9 protein-coding genes are annotated in these 17251 nt (G+C 74.8%); 8 read left to right on the top strand and 1 reads right to left on the bottom strand.

Annotated elements, in window-relative coordinates:
- The 7 genes from ABT129_RS14110 to ABT129_RS14080 all read left to right on the top strand — a co-directional run.
- The coding region (locus ABT129_RS14110; protein ID WP_351900540.1) for a condensation domain-containing protein at nt 1-2157 on the top strand (2157 nt) is incomplete at its 5' end.
- A 20-nt stretch (nt 2158-2177) separates the two neighbouring features.
- Complete coding sequence (locus ABT129_RS14105; protein ID WP_502981760.1) at nt 2178-9398, top strand: amino acid adenylation domain-containing protein; 7221 nt, start codon at nt 2178-2180, stop codon at nt 9396-9398.
- A gap of 110 nt (nt 9399-9508) precedes the next feature.
- The gene (locus ABT129_RS14100; RefSeq protein WP_502981759.1) at nt 9509-10327 is read left to right on the top strand and encodes a 2,3-dihydro-2,3-dihydroxybenzoate dehydrogenase; all 819 of its coding nucleotides are present in this window, start codon (nt 9509-9511) and stop codon (nt 10325-10327) included.
- Between the two features lie 84 nt (nt 10328-10411).
- The gene (dhbC, locus tag ABT129_RS14095; protein ID WP_351900535.1) at nt 10412-11617 is read left to right on the top strand and encodes an isochorismate synthase DhbC; all 1206 of its coding nucleotides are present in this window, start codon (nt 10412-10414) and stop codon (nt 11615-11617) included.
- On the top strand, nt 11614-13284 hold the full coding sequence (locus ABT129_RS14090; protein WP_351900534.1) for a (2,3-dihydroxybenzoyl)adenylate synthase: 1671 nt from the start codon (nt 11614-11616) through the stop codon (nt 13282-13284). Before dhbC ends, ABT129_RS14090 begins: the two co-directional genes overlap by 4 nt.
- Before the next feature lie 73 nt (nt 13285-13357).
- Nucleotides 13358-13981: an isochorismatase family protein gene (locus ABT129_RS14085; RefSeq protein ID WP_351900533.1), complete on the top strand. Its 624-nt coding sequence runs from the start codon at nt 13358-13360 to the stop codon at nt 13979-13981.
- 8 nt (nt 13982-13989) lie between these two features.
- Complete coding sequence (locus tag ABT129_RS14080; RefSeq protein WP_351900531.1) at nt 13990-14643, top strand: 4'-phosphopantetheinyl transferase family protein; 654 nt, start codon at nt 13990-13992, stop codon at nt 14641-14643.
- A 27-nt stretch (nt 14644-14670) separates the two neighbouring features.
- Here ABT129_RS14080 and ABT129_RS14075 read toward each other — a convergent pair whose 3' ends face one another.
- Nucleotides 14671-16473: an ABC transporter ATP-binding protein gene (locus ABT129_RS14075; protein WP_351900530.1), complete on the bottom strand. Its 1803-nt coding sequence runs from the start codon at nt 16471-16473 to the stop codon at nt 14671-14673.
- A gap of 74 nt (nt 16474-16547) precedes the next feature.
- Between ABT129_RS14075 and ABT129_RS14070 the strand changes: the two genes are divergently transcribed.
- A complete protein-coding gene (locus ABT129_RS14070; RefSeq protein WP_351900528.1) occupies nt 16548-17138 on the top strand; it encodes a TetR/AcrR family transcriptional regulator in 591 nt (196 codons plus the stop codon).
- Nucleotides 17139-17251: the final 113 nt, after the last annotated feature.

Raw genomic sequence — 17251 nt, 5'->3', positions numbered from 1 at the left:
CGCACCGGCGACCTCGTCGTACGCCGCGACAACGGCGCACTCGACTACCTCGGCCGCGCCGACGACCAGGTCAAACTCCGCGGCTTCCGCATCGAGCTCGGCGAGATCGACACGGTGCTCACCTCGACGCCCGGCGTCCTCCGCGCCGTCACCGTCGTCCGCGAGGACCGGCCGGGGAGCCGCAGGCTCGTGGCGTACGCGGTCCCGGCGGCGGGTGCGGCCTTCGATACGGACGCGCTGCGGGCGCACGCCGCCGCGCGGCTGCCCGAGTACATGGTGCCGAGCGTCTTCATGGAGATCCCGGCGATCCCCCTCTCCCCCAACGGCAAGCTCGACCGCCGCGCTCTCCCCGCCCCGCCGGAGCCCCGGATCACCGCGCCGGCGGCCGTGGTGGCCCCCGTCCCGGGTCCCGTGCCCGGCGAGGGTCCGGCGGAGCTGCTCGCGCGGCTGATGGCCGAGGTCCTCGCACTGCCCGCCGTGGGTGCCGAGGACAACTTCTTCGAGCTGGGCGGCGACAGCATCGTCTCCATCCGGTTCGTGAGCCAGGCCCGCAAGGCGGGGCTCAAGGTGACGGCCCGCCAGGTGTTCCAGCACCCGACGCCCGCCGGGCTCGCCGCCGTCGCCGCGCCGACGGCCGACCCCGCGTCCGCCGTGCGTCCGGCCGAGCAGGGGGTGGGTCCGCTGGTCCTGCCTCCGGTGGCGCGGTGGTTCGCCGAGCGCGGCGGCCCGTTCCGCCGGTTCTGCCAGGCCCGCCTGGTGCTGGTGCCCGCCGGGGTCCGGCACGCCGATCTCGTGACCGCCCTCCAGGCGGTGCTCGACCTGCACGACGGGCTGCGGCAGGTGCTGACCGTGACCCGGCCGGGCGTGTGGAGCGCCGAGGTGGCCCCGCCCGGTTCGCCGGCGGCCTCCGCCGTACTCCGTACCGTCGACGCGTCCGGGCTCACCCCGGAGGCGCTGCGGGAGCTGGTCGGCCGCGCGTCGGACCGCGCCGCCGGCGAGCTGGACCCGGAGTCCGGGGCCACCGTACGGGCCGTGCACCTGGACGCAGGTCCCGGTGAGCCGGGCAGGCTGCTGCTCGTCGCCCACCACCTGGTGGTGGACGAGGTGTCCTGGCAGATCCTGCTGCCGGACCTGCGAGCGGCCTGGGAGGCCGCGTCGGCCGGGAAGACGCCCGCGCTCGAACCCGTACCGACGGCGCTGCGCACCTGGACGGCGGGGCTGCTCGCCGAGGCGCACAGCGGGCGGCGGGCGGCCGAGCTGGACCGGTGGCTGGAGGCGGCCGCACCGGGCACGCGCCTGCTGGCCGAGCGGCCGCTCGATCCGGCCCGGGACACGGTGGCGACGGCCCGACGCCTGACCGTCCGGCTGTCGGCCGAGCGCACCGAGCCGCTCCTGTCGGCCGTGCCGCAGGCCTTCCACGGCACCGTCAACGACACGCTGCTGACCGCGCTCGCGCTCGCCGTGGGCGACTGGGCGGCGCGGGCGGGACGGGCGGCGGACGGGCTGACCGTGGAGCTGGAGGGGCACGGCCGGGAGCAGGACCTCGTGCCCGGCGCCGATCTGACGCGGACGGTCGGCTGGCTGACCAGCGTCTATCCGCTGCGGCTCACGGCCGACGGCTACGACCCGGCTGCCGTGGCCGCCGGGACGCAGGACGCGGGGACGGCTCTGAAGGAGATCAAGGAGCGGGTCCGGGGCGTTCAGGACGGCGGAATCGGCGCGGGGCTGCTGCGGTACGCGAACGCGGCCACGGCGCGGCTGTTCGCGCCGGGCGCGGGCCCGGAGATCCTGTGGAACTACCTCGGCCGGCAGACCGCGCGGACGCAGTCCGTGTGGGGTCCGGCGGCGGAGGCCGACGCGCTCGCCGTACGGCCCGATCCGGACATGCCGCTCTCGCATCCGCTCGCGGTCGACGCGGAGATCGAGAACGGCCCGGAGGGACCGGAGCTCGCCGCCACCTTCGTCTGGGCGGGCGAGGCCCTGTCCCGGAACACGGTGAACGAGCTGACGGACGGCTGGCTCGCCGCCCTCGACCTGCTCGCCGCCTGGGCGGTCGGCGGTTCGTCCGCCGGTCACACGCCGTCCGACCTCGACCTGCTCGACCTCGACCAGAACCAGATCACCATGCTCGAAGAAATGTGGAGGGCCCAGCAGTGACGCAGGCTCGTATCGAGGACATGCTGCCGCTGTCCCCCCTGCAGCAGGGCATGCTGTTTCACTCCGTCTACGACGGCGAGGGCGCCGACGTGTACACCGTGCAGGTCGCGGTGGGTCTCGCCGGGCCGGTGGACGCCGAGCGGCTCGAACGGGCGGCGGTGGCGCTGCTGCGCCGGCACCCGAACCTGCGGGCCGGTTTCTGGCACGAGGGCGTGCCCCAGCCGGTGCAGTTCGTGCCGGCGGAGGTGACGTTCGGGGTCGAGCGGGTCGATCTGACGGAGGCTTCGGCGAAGGGCGCCGACGGCGCCCCGCTGCCGGGCGCCTCGGTCGAGGAGCGGCTGGCCGGGCTGCGGCGGGCCGAGCTGGCCCGGCGGTTCGCGCTGCACCGGCCGCCGCTGCTGCGGCTCGTGCTCGCCCGTCTCGCCGACGGGGACCACCGGCTGGTGATCACGGTCCATCACATCCTGGTCGACGGCTGGTCGATGCCGCTGCTCGTCGGTGACCTGCTCGCGCTGTACGCGGCGGACGGGGACGCCTCCGGTCTTCCGGCGGTACGTCCGTACCGCGCGTATCTGAAGTGGCTGAAGGAGCAGGACACACCGGCCGCGGAGGCGGCGTGGCGGACGGCGCTCGCCGGGGTCGAGGAGGCGTCGCTGGTCGCGGCGCCGGATCCGGCGCGGGCGCCGGTGCGGCCCGGGGTGCACGCCCTTGAGCTGTCGGCGGCCGCGACGGACCGGCTGACGGCGGCGGCGCGGCGGCTGGGCACCACGCCGAGCACGCTGATCCAGTGCGCCTGGGGGCTGCTGCTCGGCGGCCTCACGGGGCGGCGGGACGTGGTGTTCGGTCTGACGGTGTCGGGGCGCCCGGACGAGATACCGGGCGTCGAGTCGATGCTCGGCCTGTTCATCACGACCGTGCCGGTGCGGCTCGCCAGCCGGCCCGAGGAGACGGTCGAGGGGCTGCTGCGCCGCTTCCGTGACGAGCAGAACGCGCTGCTGGCCCACCACCACCTGGGGCTGCGGCTGATCCAGAAGCAGAGCGGCGGCGGCGAGCTGTTCGACACGCTCGTCGTGATCGAGAACTACCCCGTGGATCCGTCGGCGCGCGAGACGGTCGCGGGCGGGGTGCGCGTGACGGGTGTCGAGGCGGAGGACGCCACGCACTACCCGCTGACCCTCGCGGTCTCCCTGGACGCGCGGGCCGAACTGCGCCTGGAGTACCGGCCCGACGTCTTCGACGCGCGGGCGGCGGGGCTGGTCGCGGACCGGCTCGCGCACGTACTGGAGCGGATCGCGGCGGAGCCCGGTACGGCGGTGGGCGCGCTCGCGACGCTGCCGGCGGCCGAGCTGGAGCGGGTGCGGAGCAGTTGGCCGGGGACGGTGCGGGACGTGCCCGCGGGCACGGTCGCGGACGTGTTCACGGAGCGGGCGGCCCGTACTCCCGACGCGACGGCTGTGGTCTGCGGCGACGTGTCGTTGACCTTCGCCGAGCTCGACGGGCGGGCCGCGCGGCTCGCGGGTCTGCTCGCGGAGCGCGGGGTGGGTCCGGAGTCGGTGGTGGCGCTCGCCGTGCCGCGCTCGGCGGAGACGGTGGTGGCGATCCTGGCCGTGCTGAAGGCGGGCGGCGCGTATCTGCCGCTGGATCTGGACTATCCGGCGGACCGGCTGGGTCTGATGGTCGAGGACGCCGCTCCGGCGTTCGTGCTCACCACCGCGCGGGCGGTGCCGCTGCTGCCGCCGGCCGGGGACGGTCCGGAGCGGATCGTGCTCGACGCCCCGGAGACGGTCGCCGCGCTCGCCGCGCGGCCGGCGGAGTTCGCGTCGCCCGAGGTCGCCGACGGGCACCCGGCGTACGTCATCTACACGTCGGGGTCGACCGGGCGCCCCAAGGGCGTGGTCCTCACCCACGCGGGTCTGTCGAACCTGTACGCCAACCACATCGCCGAGGTCTTCGGTCCCGTGGTCGACGCGACCGGCGGCCGGGCGCTGCGGGCGCTGCACACGGCCTCGTTCAGCTTCGACACCTCGTGGGAGCAGCTGTTCTGGCTGGTCGCCGGGCACGAGCTGCACGTGCTCGACGAGGTGGGCCGCCGGGACGCCGAGTTCGTCGTCGGCTATGTGCGGGAGCACCGGGTGGACGCGATGGACGTCACCCCGACCTATGCGCTCGGGCTGCTCGACTGGGGTCTGCTCGACCCGGCCCACCACCGTCCGGCGCTGCTGCTGCTCGGCGGTGAGGCGGTGCCGGAGGCGCTGTGGTCCGCGGTGCGGGCGGCGAGCGGCGTGATGTCGGTGAACCTCTACGGTCCGACCGAGTACACGGTGGACGCGCTCGCGGCGGACCTGGCCGGCAGCGCCACCCCGGTGGTGGGGCGGCCGATCGGCAACACGCGCGCGTACCTCCTGGACGCGGCGCTGCGGCCGGTCCCGGCGGGTACGACGGGTGAGCTGTACCTCGCGGGGCACGGCACGGCGCGCGGCTATCTGGGCCGGTTCGCGCTGACCGCCGAGCGGTTCGTGGCCGACCCGTACGGGCCGCCCGGGACCCGGATGTACCGGACGGGTGACCTGGCGCGGCTGCGGGCGGACGGCGAGCTGGAGTACCTGGGGCGGGCCGACGACCAGGTGAAGATCCGGGGGTTCCGGATCGAGCCGGGCGAGGTGGAGTCGGCGCTCGCGGCGGTGGCCGGGGTGGACGCGGCCGCGGTCGTGGTCCGCGAGGACACGCCGGGGGTGAAGCGTCTGGTCGGCTACGTGACGGGCTCGGCGGAGCCTGCGGCGATCCGCGCGGAGCTGGCCGAGGTGCTGCCGGACTACATGGTTCCGGCCGCGGTGGTGGTGCTCGACGCGCTGCCGTTCAACGTGAACGGCAAGCTGGACCGGGCCGCGCTGCCCGCACCGGTGCTCGGTGCCTCGCCGGCGTCCCGGGCCCCGAGCGGGGAGCGGGAGGAGGCCCTGTGCCGGGTGTTCACCGAGGTGCTCGGGCTCCGCTCGGTCGGTGTGGACGACGACTTCTTCGCTCTGGGCGGCGACAGCATCGTCTCGATCCAGCTGGTGACGCGGGCGCGCAAGGAGGGCCTGGTCCTCACCCCGCGCGATGTGTTCGAGCAGCGGACGGTGGCCGGTCTCGCCGCCGCGGCCCGGACGCCGGACGAGCAGGCGGCGGCGCGGACCGCGCCGGCCGCCGGTGCGGCGCTCGTGGAGCTGGACGAGTCCGGGCGGGCGCTGCTCGACCGGGTCTTCCCGGGTGCCGGGGAGGTGCTGCCGCTGGCGCCGCTCCAGGAGGGGCTGTACTTCCACGCGCAGTACGACGACCGCGCGCTCGACGTGTACCTGATGCAGAACTTCGTGGAGCTGCGGCACGCGGTGGACACGGCCGCGCTGCGCGCCGCGTTCGACGCGATGCTGCGCCGGCACCCGAACCTGCGCTCGGCGTTCTGGCACGAGGGCCTGCCGGGTCCGGTGCAGGTGGTGCCCGCCGCGTGGGAGCTGCCCTGGGACGTACGGGATCTGACGCGTCTGGACCGGGCCGGGCAGGACGAGGCGCAGCGGGCGTTCTCGCTGGAGGACGCGGCGACGCGGTTCGACCTGTCGGCGCCGCCGCTGATGCGGGTGACGCTGCTGAAGTTCGCCGAGGACCGGTGGATGCTCTGTGTGACGCAGCACCACATCCTGACCGACGGCTGGTCGGAGTCGCTCTTCTTCGAGGAGCTGTTCCAGCTGTACGGGGCGGGTGGCCGCGCCGAGGTGCTGCCGCCGGTGACTCCGTACCGCGCGTACCTGCGGTGGCTGGCGGGCACGGACACCGAGGCGGCGCTGGCCGCCTGGCGGACCCATCTGTCGGGTCTCGACCAGGCGACGCTGGTGGCGCCGGCCGATCCGGCGCGGCAGCCGGTGACGGCCGAGGTGGTGGACATCGCGCTCGGCGAGGAGACGAGTGACCGGCTGCGGGCGTTCGCCCGGGGCTGTGGAGTCACCCTCAACACGGTGCTCTCGGCGGCGTGGGCGCTGTCGCTGTCCGGGATGACCGGGCGGGACGACGTGGTGTTCGGCGCGACGGTCTCGGGGCGTCCGGCGGAGGTGCCGGGGGTCGACCGAATGATCGGCATGTTCATGAACACGCTGCCGTTCCGGGTGACGCTGCGTCCCTCGGAGACGCTGCGCGAGCTGCTCGTCCGGACCCAGGGCGAGCACGCGGAGCTGCTGCCCCACCACTACCTGGGCCTCGGGCGGATCCAGCAGGCCGCGGGCGTCGGGCAGCTCTTCGACACGCTGTACGTGTTCCGGAACACGCCCCTGGACGACACGGCCCGCGAGGAGGCGGTGGAGCGGCACCAGATCGGCTGGACGCACAGCGTCGACGGCACGCACTACCCGCTGACCCTCGCGGTCACCCCCGACCGCTCGCTCGAACTCAGCCTGGCCTACCGTCCCGACCTGTACGACCGGGCGACGGCGGAGGAGCTGGCGGGCCGGCTGCGGCTGCTGGTCGAGCAGTTCGCGGCGGGCGGCGCGACGCCGGTGGGCCGGCTGCGCACCCTGGAGGGCGCGGAGCGGGCCGGACTGCTCGCCCTCGGCGACGACACCGGGCACGAGCTGCCGGACGTGTCGCTGGTCGAGCTGTTGGCCCGGCAGGCGGCGCTCACCCCGGACGCCACCGCGCTCGTCTTCGAGGACGAGCGGCTGACCTACGCCGAGCTGGACGAGCGGGCGAACCGGCTGGCCCGCGCGCTGATCGCACGCGGTGCGGGCCCGGAGCGGACGGTGGCCCTGGGGCTGCCGCGCTCGGCGGAGTTCGTGGTCGCGCTGTTCGCGGTGCTCAAGGCGGGGGCGGCGTATCTGCCGCTCGATCTGGACCACCCGGTGGACCGGCTGGCCGCGATGGTCGAGGACGCGGGCCCGCTCTGCCTGGTCACCGTCTCGGCGGTGGCGGGCCGGGTGCCGGTGGTGGCGGGCGTGCCGCCGCTGGTCCTGGACGACCCGGCGACGGTCGCGGAGCTGGCCGCGCTGGCCGGCGGGGCCGTGGCGGACGAGGAGCTGTCGGCGCCGCGCGACGGCCGCCACCCGGCGTACCTGATCTACACCTCGGGCTCCACGGGCCGCCCCAAGGGCGTGGTCGTGCCGGGCTCGGGTCTGGTCAACATGCTGCTGAACCACCGGGAGCGGATCTTCGAGCCCGCGGTGAAGCTGGCGGGCGGGCGCCGGATGCGGGTCGCGCACACCGTGTCGTTCGCCTTCGACATGTCGTGGGAGGAGTTCTTCTGGCTGGTCGACGGGCACGAGGTGCACGTCATCGGTGAGGAGCTGCGGCTCGACCCGGCGGCGCTGACCGCGCACTACGACCGGGTCGGCATCGACGTCGTCAACGTCACCCCGTCGTACGGGCAGCAGCTGGTCGACGCGGGACTCCTGGACGAGGGGCGGCACCGGCCCGCCCTGGTGCTGCTCGGCGGCGAGGCCGTGCCCGACTCCCTGTGGTCGCTGATCGCGGGGACCGAGGGCACGATGGGCTACAACCTGTACGGGCCCACCGAGTACACGATCAACGCCCTCGGCGCCGACGTCGGCGGCAGCGCCACCTCCTGTGTGGGGCGGCCGATCCACAACACCCGGGCGTACGTGCTCGACGGCGCGCTGCGGCCGGTGCCGCGCGGGGTGCCGGGAGAGCTGTACCTGGCGGGGGCGGGGCTGGCGCGCGGCTACTTCGCGCGGCCGGCGCTGACGGCGGAGCGGTTCGTGGCCGATCCGTTCGGCGAGCCGGGCACGCTGATGTACCGCACCGGCGACCTCGTGCGCTGGCGTGAGGACGACGGGATCGACTACCTGGGCCGGGCCGACCACCAGGTGAAGATCCGTGGTTTCCGGATCGAGCTGGGCGAGATCGAGTCGGCGCTCGCCGCCGCGCCGGAGGTGGCGGCCGCCGCGGTGGTCGTGCACACGGGGGCGACCGGGGTGAAGCGGCTCGTGGCGTACACGGTGCCGGCCTCGGAGGCGGAGCGTACGGACCCGGAGGCGGTGACGGCCGCGCTGCGGTCCCGACTGACCGCGACCCTGCCGGAGTTCATGGTCCCGTCGGCGTTCGTGGAGCTGCCCGCGCTGCCGCTGACGGTGAACGGCAAGGTGGACCGGGTGGCGCTGCCCGCCCCGGGGTTCGCGGACGCGGGCGGCGGGCGGCCGCCGAAGGACGCCCGCGAGGAGCTGCTGTGCGGGATCTTCGCGGACGTGCTCGGCCTGGACCGGGTCGGTGTGGAGGACAACTTCTTCGAGCTGGGCGGGCACTCGCTCCTGGCGATGCGGCTCGTCGGCCGCATCCGCGACGAGCTGGGCGTTCCGGTCCAGGTGGGCACGGTCATGTCGGCGCCGACGGTCGCGGACGTGGCGGCCCGGATCGGGTCGGACTCGCGCCGCGACGCGCTGCGGGTGCTGCTGCCGCTGCGGGAGCGGGGCGGGAAGGCGCCGCTGTTCTGCTTCCACCCGGCCTCCGGGTTCGGCTGGCAGTACACGGGCCTGCTGCGCCACCTCGACGCGGACCGGCCGGTGTACGGAGTGCAGTCGCCCGGTCTGGCCGGGGAGCTGCCGGACGTGGCGGACGTCGCGGAGCTGTGCGAGCGGTACCTGACGGAGATCCGCGCGGTGCAGCCCGAGGGGCCGTACCACTTCGCCGGGTACTCCTTCGGCGGGACGGTGGCGCACACCCTCGCGTCGATGCTCCAGGAGCGCGGTGAGGAGGTCGCGTTCCTCGCGCTCCTGGACGCCTATCCGCCGGAGCGGGACGACTGGTCGTACCTCGAAACCCCGGAGTGGCGCGAAAGGCTCGAACAGGAGGAGAACGGATTCCTGCTCTCCGTCGCCGGTCTCGGCGCGGAGGCCGCCGGGCGCGGGGACGTCTCCCGCGAGGAGGCCGTGGCCGCGATCCGGGACAGCCAGGGCCTCCTGGCCGGCTTCGACGACTCGCTGCTGCACGCGATCGTGGAGACCAACGTGCACTGCGTCCGGCTGCTCTCCCGCAGCCGCACCCGGCACTTCCGGGGTGACGTCCTGTTCTTCACGGCCGCGCGGACGACTCCGGCCGGGGAGACGCCGCAGCTCGTGTGGCCCGCGCACGTGGACGGCGTCCTCACCGAGCACGTGCTCGACCGGGGTCACGACGAGCTGATGGCGCCGGAGGCGCTGGAGGAGATCGGCCCGCTCCTGGACGCGGCTCTGCGGGCCGTCGCGGACGGTCCGTCACCTCGCCGGTGACGTCGGTCCGTTCGGAACTCCGAAGTCGGCGGCGGCCCTCGGGCCGCCGCCGCGTCAAGCCCATGGGTCATTCGCACGGATTAGGTTAGGCTTACCTAAGTCAAGGAGGTATTGTGGCTGAAAGCAGCAGACCGCGTGGTGAGTTCGAGGGCCGCGTGGCCCTCGTCACCGGCGCCGCGCAGGGCATAGGCGAGGCGGTGGTGCACGCGCTCGCCGCGCGCGGCGCCACCGTCGCGGCGACCGACCGCTCGGCGGGCCCGCTCGCGGCGAGCGTCGCGCGCCTGACCGGGGACCACGACCGGGACCCGGCCGCCGGACCGGTCGTGCCCTACCCCCTGGACGTCACCGACGGGGACGACGTGACCCGGACCGTGGACCGCGTCGAGCGCGAACTCGGACCCGTCGACATCCTCGTGAACGTCGCGGGGGTCCTCAGGACCGGACCCGCGCTCGACATGACGGACCAGGACTGGGCGGAGGTCTTCGCCGTCAACACCACGGGCGTCTTCCACCTCGCCCGTGCGGTGGTCGGCGGAATGACCGCCCGGGGCTCCGGCTCGGTGGTGACGGTCGCCTCCAACGCCGCCGGCATCCCCCGCTCCGGCATGAGCGCCTACGCCGCCTCCAAGGCCGCCGCCGTCGCCTTCACCAAGTGCCTGGGACTGGAGGTCGCCGCCCTGGGCGTCCGCTGCAACGCCGTCTGTCCCGGCTCCACCGACACCCCCATGCAGCGCGCGCTCTGGGACGGGCCCTCCGGTCCCCGGCGCGTGATCGAGGGGGACGTCGCCGCCCACCGCACCGGCATCCCGCTGGGCCGGATCGCCCACCCGGAGGACATCGCGGAGACCGTCGTCTTCCTCGCCTCCGACCGGGCCCGCCACATCACCATGCAGGACATCTACGTCGACGGCGGCGCCACCCTGCGATGACGGCCCGGGCCCTCGTCGCCCCGCCCGCCCCGCAGGGAACCACCCGCCGAACCCCCCATCCCAGACCCATACCAAGGAGCCCCCGTGTCGACGGTCCACCAGGTCGCCGCGCACACGTCCGCGCCCGCAGACCCCCACTCCGCCGTCGGAGCCGCCACCGCGCTGCTCGACGCCTTCCGCCGGGGTGACCGGTTCCTCGCGACGCCCACCCGGACCCTGCTCGCCCACGGCGTCCAGCGGGAGGTGCCGCACGGCACCGCCCCGGTCGCCGAGCGCGTGACCGCGGCGCTCCGGGCGGCCCGTTCCGACCGCCGGGCCGCCCCGGTCGTCATCGGCGCCCTCCCCTTCGAGCAGGACGCCCCGGCCGCGCTCGTCATACCCGAGACGGTCCGCACCGGACCGGCGCTCGCGTACGACCCGCTCGTCGCCCTGCCCGCCGCCGAGCCGTCGGCCGCCTCCTGGACGGTGCGGCCCGAACCCGAACCCGAGGTGTACGCCAAGGGGGTCGCCTCCGCCGTCGACCGCATGTGGAACGGCGAGTTCAGCAAGGTGGTCCTGGCCCGCACCCTGGAGGTGACCGGCCCCGACGAGCTGGACCTCCCCGCGATGGTCCAGCGGCTCGCCCGCCGGGACCCGGCCGGCTACACCTTCGCCCTCCCCACCGGCCCCGACCGCACCCTGCTCGGCGCCAGCCCCGAACTGCTGGTCTCCCGGCGCGGCGACCAGCTGGTCTCCAACCCGCTGGCCGGGTCCATCCCCCGCAGCGACGACCTCGCCGAGGACGTGCGCCGCGCCGCGGCCCTCCTGGAGTCCGCCAAGGACCTGCACGAGCACGCCGTCGTGGTCGACGCCGTGCACCAGGTGATGGCCCCCTACTGCTCCGCCATCGAGGTGCCCGCCCGGCCCTCCCTCATCCGCACCGCCACCATGTGGCACCTCTCCACCACCGTCACCGGCACCCTCGCGCGACCGGAGGTGTCGGCCCTGGAGATCGCGTCCGCGCTCCACCCCACCCCCGCGGTCTGCGGCACCCCGACGCCCCTCGCGAGACAGGTGATCCGCGAGACCGAGCCCTTCGACCGGGGGTTCTTCACCGGCATCGTCGGCTGGGGCGACGCGGAGGGCAACGGCGAGTGGGTCGTCACCATCCGCTGCGCCGAGGCCGAGGGCCGCACCCTGCGCCTCTACGCGGGCGCCGGCATCGTCTCCGCCTCCGTGCCCGAGGCCGAGACCGCCGAGACCGCCGCCAAGTTCCGTACCTTCCTGAACGCCGTGGGAGCCGAGCTGTGACCGCGCCGACCCGGCCCGCGGCGCCGGATACGGCCCCGCCCGGCACCCCCACGCCCACCTGGCCCGCCGAGTTCGCCGAGCGCTACCGCGCGGCCGGCTGGTGGCGGGGCGAGACCTTCGGCGCCATGCTCCGCGCGCGGGCCGGGGCCCACCCCGACCGCGTCGCCGTCGTCGACCACGCGGGCCCGGGCTCCACCCGGCGCGCCTGGACCTACGGACAGCTCGACCTCCGCGCGGACCGGCTCGCCGCCGGTCTCGCGGCCCGCGGCATCGGCCGCGGCGACAAGGTCGTCGTCCAGCTCCCCAACGTCGCCGAGTTCTTCGAGGTCGTCTTCGCGCTCTTCCGGCTCGGCGCGCTGCCGGTCTTCGCGCTGCCCGCCCACCGCGAGTCGGAGATCTCGTACTTCTGCTCCTTCACCGAGGCGGTCGCCTACGTGATCCCCGGCGAGGACGCGGGCTTCGACCACCGCGCCCTCGCGGCCACCGTGCTCGCCCGGTCGCCCTCGCTGCGGCACGTGTTCGTCGTCGGCGCGGACGCCGGGGCCTTCGAGGCGCTGTCCGACGTCCCCGCCGAGCCGGTGGACCTCACCGGACCGGCCCCGTCCGACCTGGCGTTCCTCCAGCTCTCCGGCGGCAGCACGGGTGTGCCCAAGCTCATCCCCCGGACCCACGACGACTACATCTACTCGCTGCGCGGCTCCAACGAGATCTGCGGTGTCGACGAGACCAGCGTGTACCTCTGCGTGCTGCCCGCCGCCCACAACTTCCCTCTTTCCTCCCCCGGTTCGCTCGGCGCGCTGTACGCCGGCGGCCGTGTGGTCATGTGCCCGCGCCCCGCACCCGACGTGGCGTTCCCGCTGATCCAGGACGAGGGCGTCACGATCACCGGTCTCGTGCCCCCGCTCGCCCTCGTCTGGACCGACGCCGCCGCCGCGTCCGCCTACGACCTCTCCAGCCTGGACGTCCTGCTCGTGGGCGGGGCGAAGTTCGGCGAGGAGGCCGCCCGGCGCGTCAGGCCCGCCCTGGGCTGCACGCTCCAGCAGGTCTTCGGGATGGCCGAGGGCCTGGTCAACTACACCCGGCTCGACGACGACACGGAGACGATCGTCACCACCCAGGGCCGGCCGATCTCCCCGGACGACGAGATCCGGGTCGTCGACGACGAGGACGAGGACGTGCCGGAGGGGACGACGGGCCATCTGCTGACCCGCGGCCCCTACACCATCCGCGGCTACTGGAACGCGCCCGAGCACAACGCCCGCGCCTTCACCCCGGACGGCTTCTACCGCACCGGCGACCTCGTCCGGGTCACCCCGAGCGGGCACCTCGTGGTCGAGGGGCGCGCCAAGGACCAGATCAACCGCGGCGGCGAGAAGATCGCCGCCGAGGAGGTGGAGAACCACCTCCTTGCCCACCCGTCGGTGCACGACGCGAACGTGGTCGCCGAGCCCGACCCGTACCTCGGCGAACGGAGCTGCGCGTACGTGATTCCGCGCGGTGACGCCCCGGCGGTCGGGGCGCTCGCGCTGAAGCGGTTCGTCCGGGACCGGGGGCTCGCCGCCTTCAAGGTGCCCGACCGGATCGTCTTCGTGGAGGCGTTCCCCACGACCGGCGTCGGGAAGGTCTCCAAGAAGGACCTCCGCGCCCGCACCGCGCCCGGGGCCTGAACGTACGCCGCGCTCCCGTCCCAGCTCACCCAGTACCAGCACCAGCACCAGCACCCGCCGAAACGGAACCGTCATGACCCTGCCCACCGTCGCGCCCTACCCCATGCCCCGCCCCGGCGAGCTCCCCGCCAACCGGGTGGAGTGGACCGTCGACCCGGACCGCGCCGTGCTCCTCGTGCACGACCTGCAGAACCACTTCCTCACCCCCTTCGACGCCGAGGCCGAGCCGATCACCGCCCTGCTCGCCAACCTCGACCGGCTCCGCAAGGAGGCCGCCCGGCTCGGTGTGCCCGTCGTCTACACCGCCCAGCCCGGCGGCCAGACCCCCGAACAGCGCGGCCTCCAGCAGGACTTCTGGGGCCCCGGGGTCCCGGCCGACCCGCACGCCGTGGCCATCGCCGACGCCGTCGCCCCGGAGCCCGGCGACACGCTCCTGACGAAGTGGAAGTACAGCGCCTTCGTCCGCACCGACCTCCTGGAGCAGCTGCGCGAGCAGGGCCGCGACCAGCTGGTGATCACCGGCGTGTACGCGCACATCGGCGTCCTGATGACCGCCTGCGACGCGTGGATGCAGGACATCCAGGCCTTCGTCGTCGCCGACGCCGTCGCCGACTTCTCCGAGCGCGAGCACCGCATGGCCCTGGAATGGGCGGCGGGCCGGTGCGCGGTCGTCACGACGACCGACCGGGTCTTCTGAGCCGTCCCGTGCGCTACGAGGAACTGCCGGGCCATCCCGGCGTGGTGGCCGCCGCCGTGCACCCGAACGCGGCGGCCGCCCGCGCGCTCGCCCCGCTGCTCGACTCCGCGGAGACGGCCAGGGCCGGGGCCTTCCGGCGCCCGGCGGACGCCGACCGGTACGTGGTCGGCCATGTGCTGCTGCGCCTGGTCCTGGCCGAGCGGGTGGGTGTGCGGCCCGACCGGCTGGTCTTCGCGCGCGAGGCCTGTGCCGGATGCGGCGGCCCGCACGGCAAGCCCTGGCTGCCCGACCACCGGGACGCGCACTTCTCGCTCTCCCACGGGGGCGACCGCGTCCTGGTGGCCGTGGCGTCCGGGCCGGTGGGGGTGGACGTGGAGACCGTGCCGGCCGACGGCGTGGTGCGGGACGTGGGTTCCGCCCTCCACCCCCGCGAGCGGGCGGAGTTGGCGGCCCTTCCGGTCAACGCCCGCGCGGGTGCCTTCGCGCGCTGCTGGTCCCGGAAGGAGGCCGCGCTGAAGGCGACGGGCGTGGCCCTGGCCCGGGGCGCGGTCGACCCCTATGTGGGGACGGGCCTCGCCCCCGCCCCGGTCGCCGGTCTCCGCCTCGCCGACGTGCTCCTCCCCGACGGGCACGTCGGCGCCGTCGCCCACACGGTGACGTAGCCGGCCGTCCCCGCCGGAGGACCGCGCTCAGGTCGCGCGGACACCGGTGTCGGCGGCGATGCGCAGGGACTCGACCAGTTCGCGGTAGAGGGTGTCCGAGGCGAGGAGTTCCTCGTGCCGGCCCCGGGCGCGGACCCGGCCGGCCTCCATGACGACGATGGTGTCGGCGTCGACCACGGTCGACAGACGGTGGGCGATGGTCACCACGGCGCCGCTGTCCGCGCGGGAGCGGACGCATTCCTGCACGGCCGCTTCGGTCAGGCCGTCCAGCTGTGCGGTGGCCTCGTCGAGGAGCAGGACGTCGGGGGTGGCGAGGAGCGCGCGGGCCAGGGCGATGCGCTGGCGTTCGCCGCCGGAGACGGCCGCCGCGGCGAGGGGCGTGTCGAGGCCCTCGTCCAGGGCGTCGACCTTCTCCGCGAGCCGTACGTCCCGCAGGACGCGGCGGAGGTCGTCCGGGGTGGCGTCGGGGCGGGCGAGCAGCAGGTTGTCGCGGATCGTCCCGGGGACGACGGGGGTGTCCTGTTCGACGTAGGCGAGCCGGGCCCGGATGTCGGCGTGGGCGTGGTCGCGGTAGGGCCGTCCGTCGAGGAGGAGTTCGCCGGCCGTGGGTTCCAGGAACCGCAGGACCAGGGAGAGCAGGGTGGTCTTGCCCGCTCCCGAGGGGCCGACGACGGCGGTGTGGCCGCGCCGGGGGATGACGAGGTCGACGTTCCGCACCGCCGCCCCGGCGTCCGGCCCGTAGGCCGCGGTGACGTTCCTGAGTTCCAGGACGGGCAGGTCGTCGCGGGGTTCCCCGGCGCGCGGGGCCGTGGCGGGGGCGGTCTCCTCGGCCGGCAGGGCGTCGGCCTGCCGGATGCGCTCGGCCGCGGCGATGCCGGACTGCAGGGTGGTCACGTTCTGGGTGAGTTCGGTGATCGGGTCCATGAGGGCGAAGGCGTACAGCAGGAAGGCGATGAGGCCGGACACTTCGAGCCGGCCCTCGCCGACGCGCCAGGCCCCGACGGCGAGGATCGCGATGATCGCCAGGTTGACGCCGGACCAGGCGGTCGTCCAGGCCAGTGCCTCGCGGCGTACGGCCCGGACGCCGTGCTCGGCCGAGGCGCGCGCGTCGGCCATGATCCGCTCGGTCATGCGCTCCTCGGCGCGGTTGACCTTGACGGTGCGGATCGCCCGCAGCGTTCCCTCCAGGGCGCCGCCGAGCCGCCCCACGTGCTCCTGGGCCTGCTGCTGCGCCTGGGCTATCCCGGGCATGAGGAGGGCGAAGACCAGGCCGACGAGGACGACGGCCGCCACCGTGGTGGCGAGCAGCACCGGGTCGAGGACCCCCATGAGGACGAGGCTGCCCACGAGCATGACCGCCCCGTTGACCAGGCCGACGAGGGAGGCGGCGGTGGCCTCGCGCAGCAGGAGCGTGTCGGAGGTGACGCGGGTGACCAGTTCGCCGGTCGGACGGCGGGTCACGCCGGGCACGGTGGCGCGCAGGAAGCTCCGCACCATCGACTCGCGGGCGTCGAGGACGACGCGCTCGCCCAGCGCCCCGAGCAGGGTCCACTGCCGGTAGGAGACGGCGGAGCCGACGACGAGCAGGAGGAGGAGCGCCGTCACGGGTCCCGTGAGGGAGGAGGAGCCGCCCAGCGCGTCGAGGACCGCCTTGGTGACCATGGGTGTGGCGAGGCCGAGGGCGGACGCGACCAGGGCGAGGAGGAGGCCCTGGACCAGGGTGGTGCGGTGCGGGCGGGCGAAGGACCACAGGACGCGCAGCCGTGGCGCGGTCGTACGGACGGGGGCACGGTCACGGGGGTCGGCGGCGGACGTCGCGGATGCGGTCATGCCGTCAATGGAACACCTCTGTTCCATAAAGGTCAAAAGGTTTCCGGAACAGAATGGGGCGTTACCGTATGCGCATGGGGTACGACGACATGCCCGCGCGGCGCGCGGCCACCGCCGAGAGCGCCACCCGCCTGCGCACCCGGCGCGCGATCCTCGACGCCGCCGTCTCCGTCCTCTCCGCCGACCACACCGCCTCCCTCGGCGACGTGGCCGGGGCGGCCGGCGTGGGACGGACCACCGTCCACCGCTACTTCCCGGAGCGCTCGGACCTGCTCGCGGCCATCGGCGCGGACGTCCGCGAGCGGGTGGCCGGGGCGACCGGCCGGGCACGGCTCGACGAGGGCCCGGCCCCCGAGGCGGTGGAGCGGCTCTGCCTGGAGTTCTTCGAGCTCGGCGACCGCCTGCTGCTGCTCTACGACGTGCCGCAGTTCATCGCCTGGTCCGGCATCGAGCAGGAGACCCCGGCCGACCTCGCGCTGCGCTCCCTCCTCCGGCGCGGCCAGGAGGAGGGGACGCTCGACCCCGAGGTGGACGCCGACTGGCTCCAGGAGGTCATGTGGGCGCTGCTCTACACCGCCTGGCTCCAGGCGCGCGACCACGCCACCCCGAAGCACACGGCGCTCTCGCTGTGTCTGCACACGCTGCGGAAGGCCGTCGCGCCGTAGGGCCCTGGTGATCGAGGCAGAAGCGGAATAGGTTAGGCTCACCTAACAAGCACCGAGTTGGCCGCCGACCCGCGCACTTCCGTCCGTGGGGGCGTCCGTCGCGGCCTCGGCGC

This window comes from Streptomyces sp. NPDC002057, assembly GCF_040296665.1.
Taxonomy (GTDB): domain Bacteria; phylum Actinomycetota; class Actinomycetes; order Streptomycetales; family Streptomycetaceae; genus Streptomyces.
Note: the sequence above shows the minus strand (reverse complement) of the source record. Positions and strands in the feature narration are given on the sequence as shown.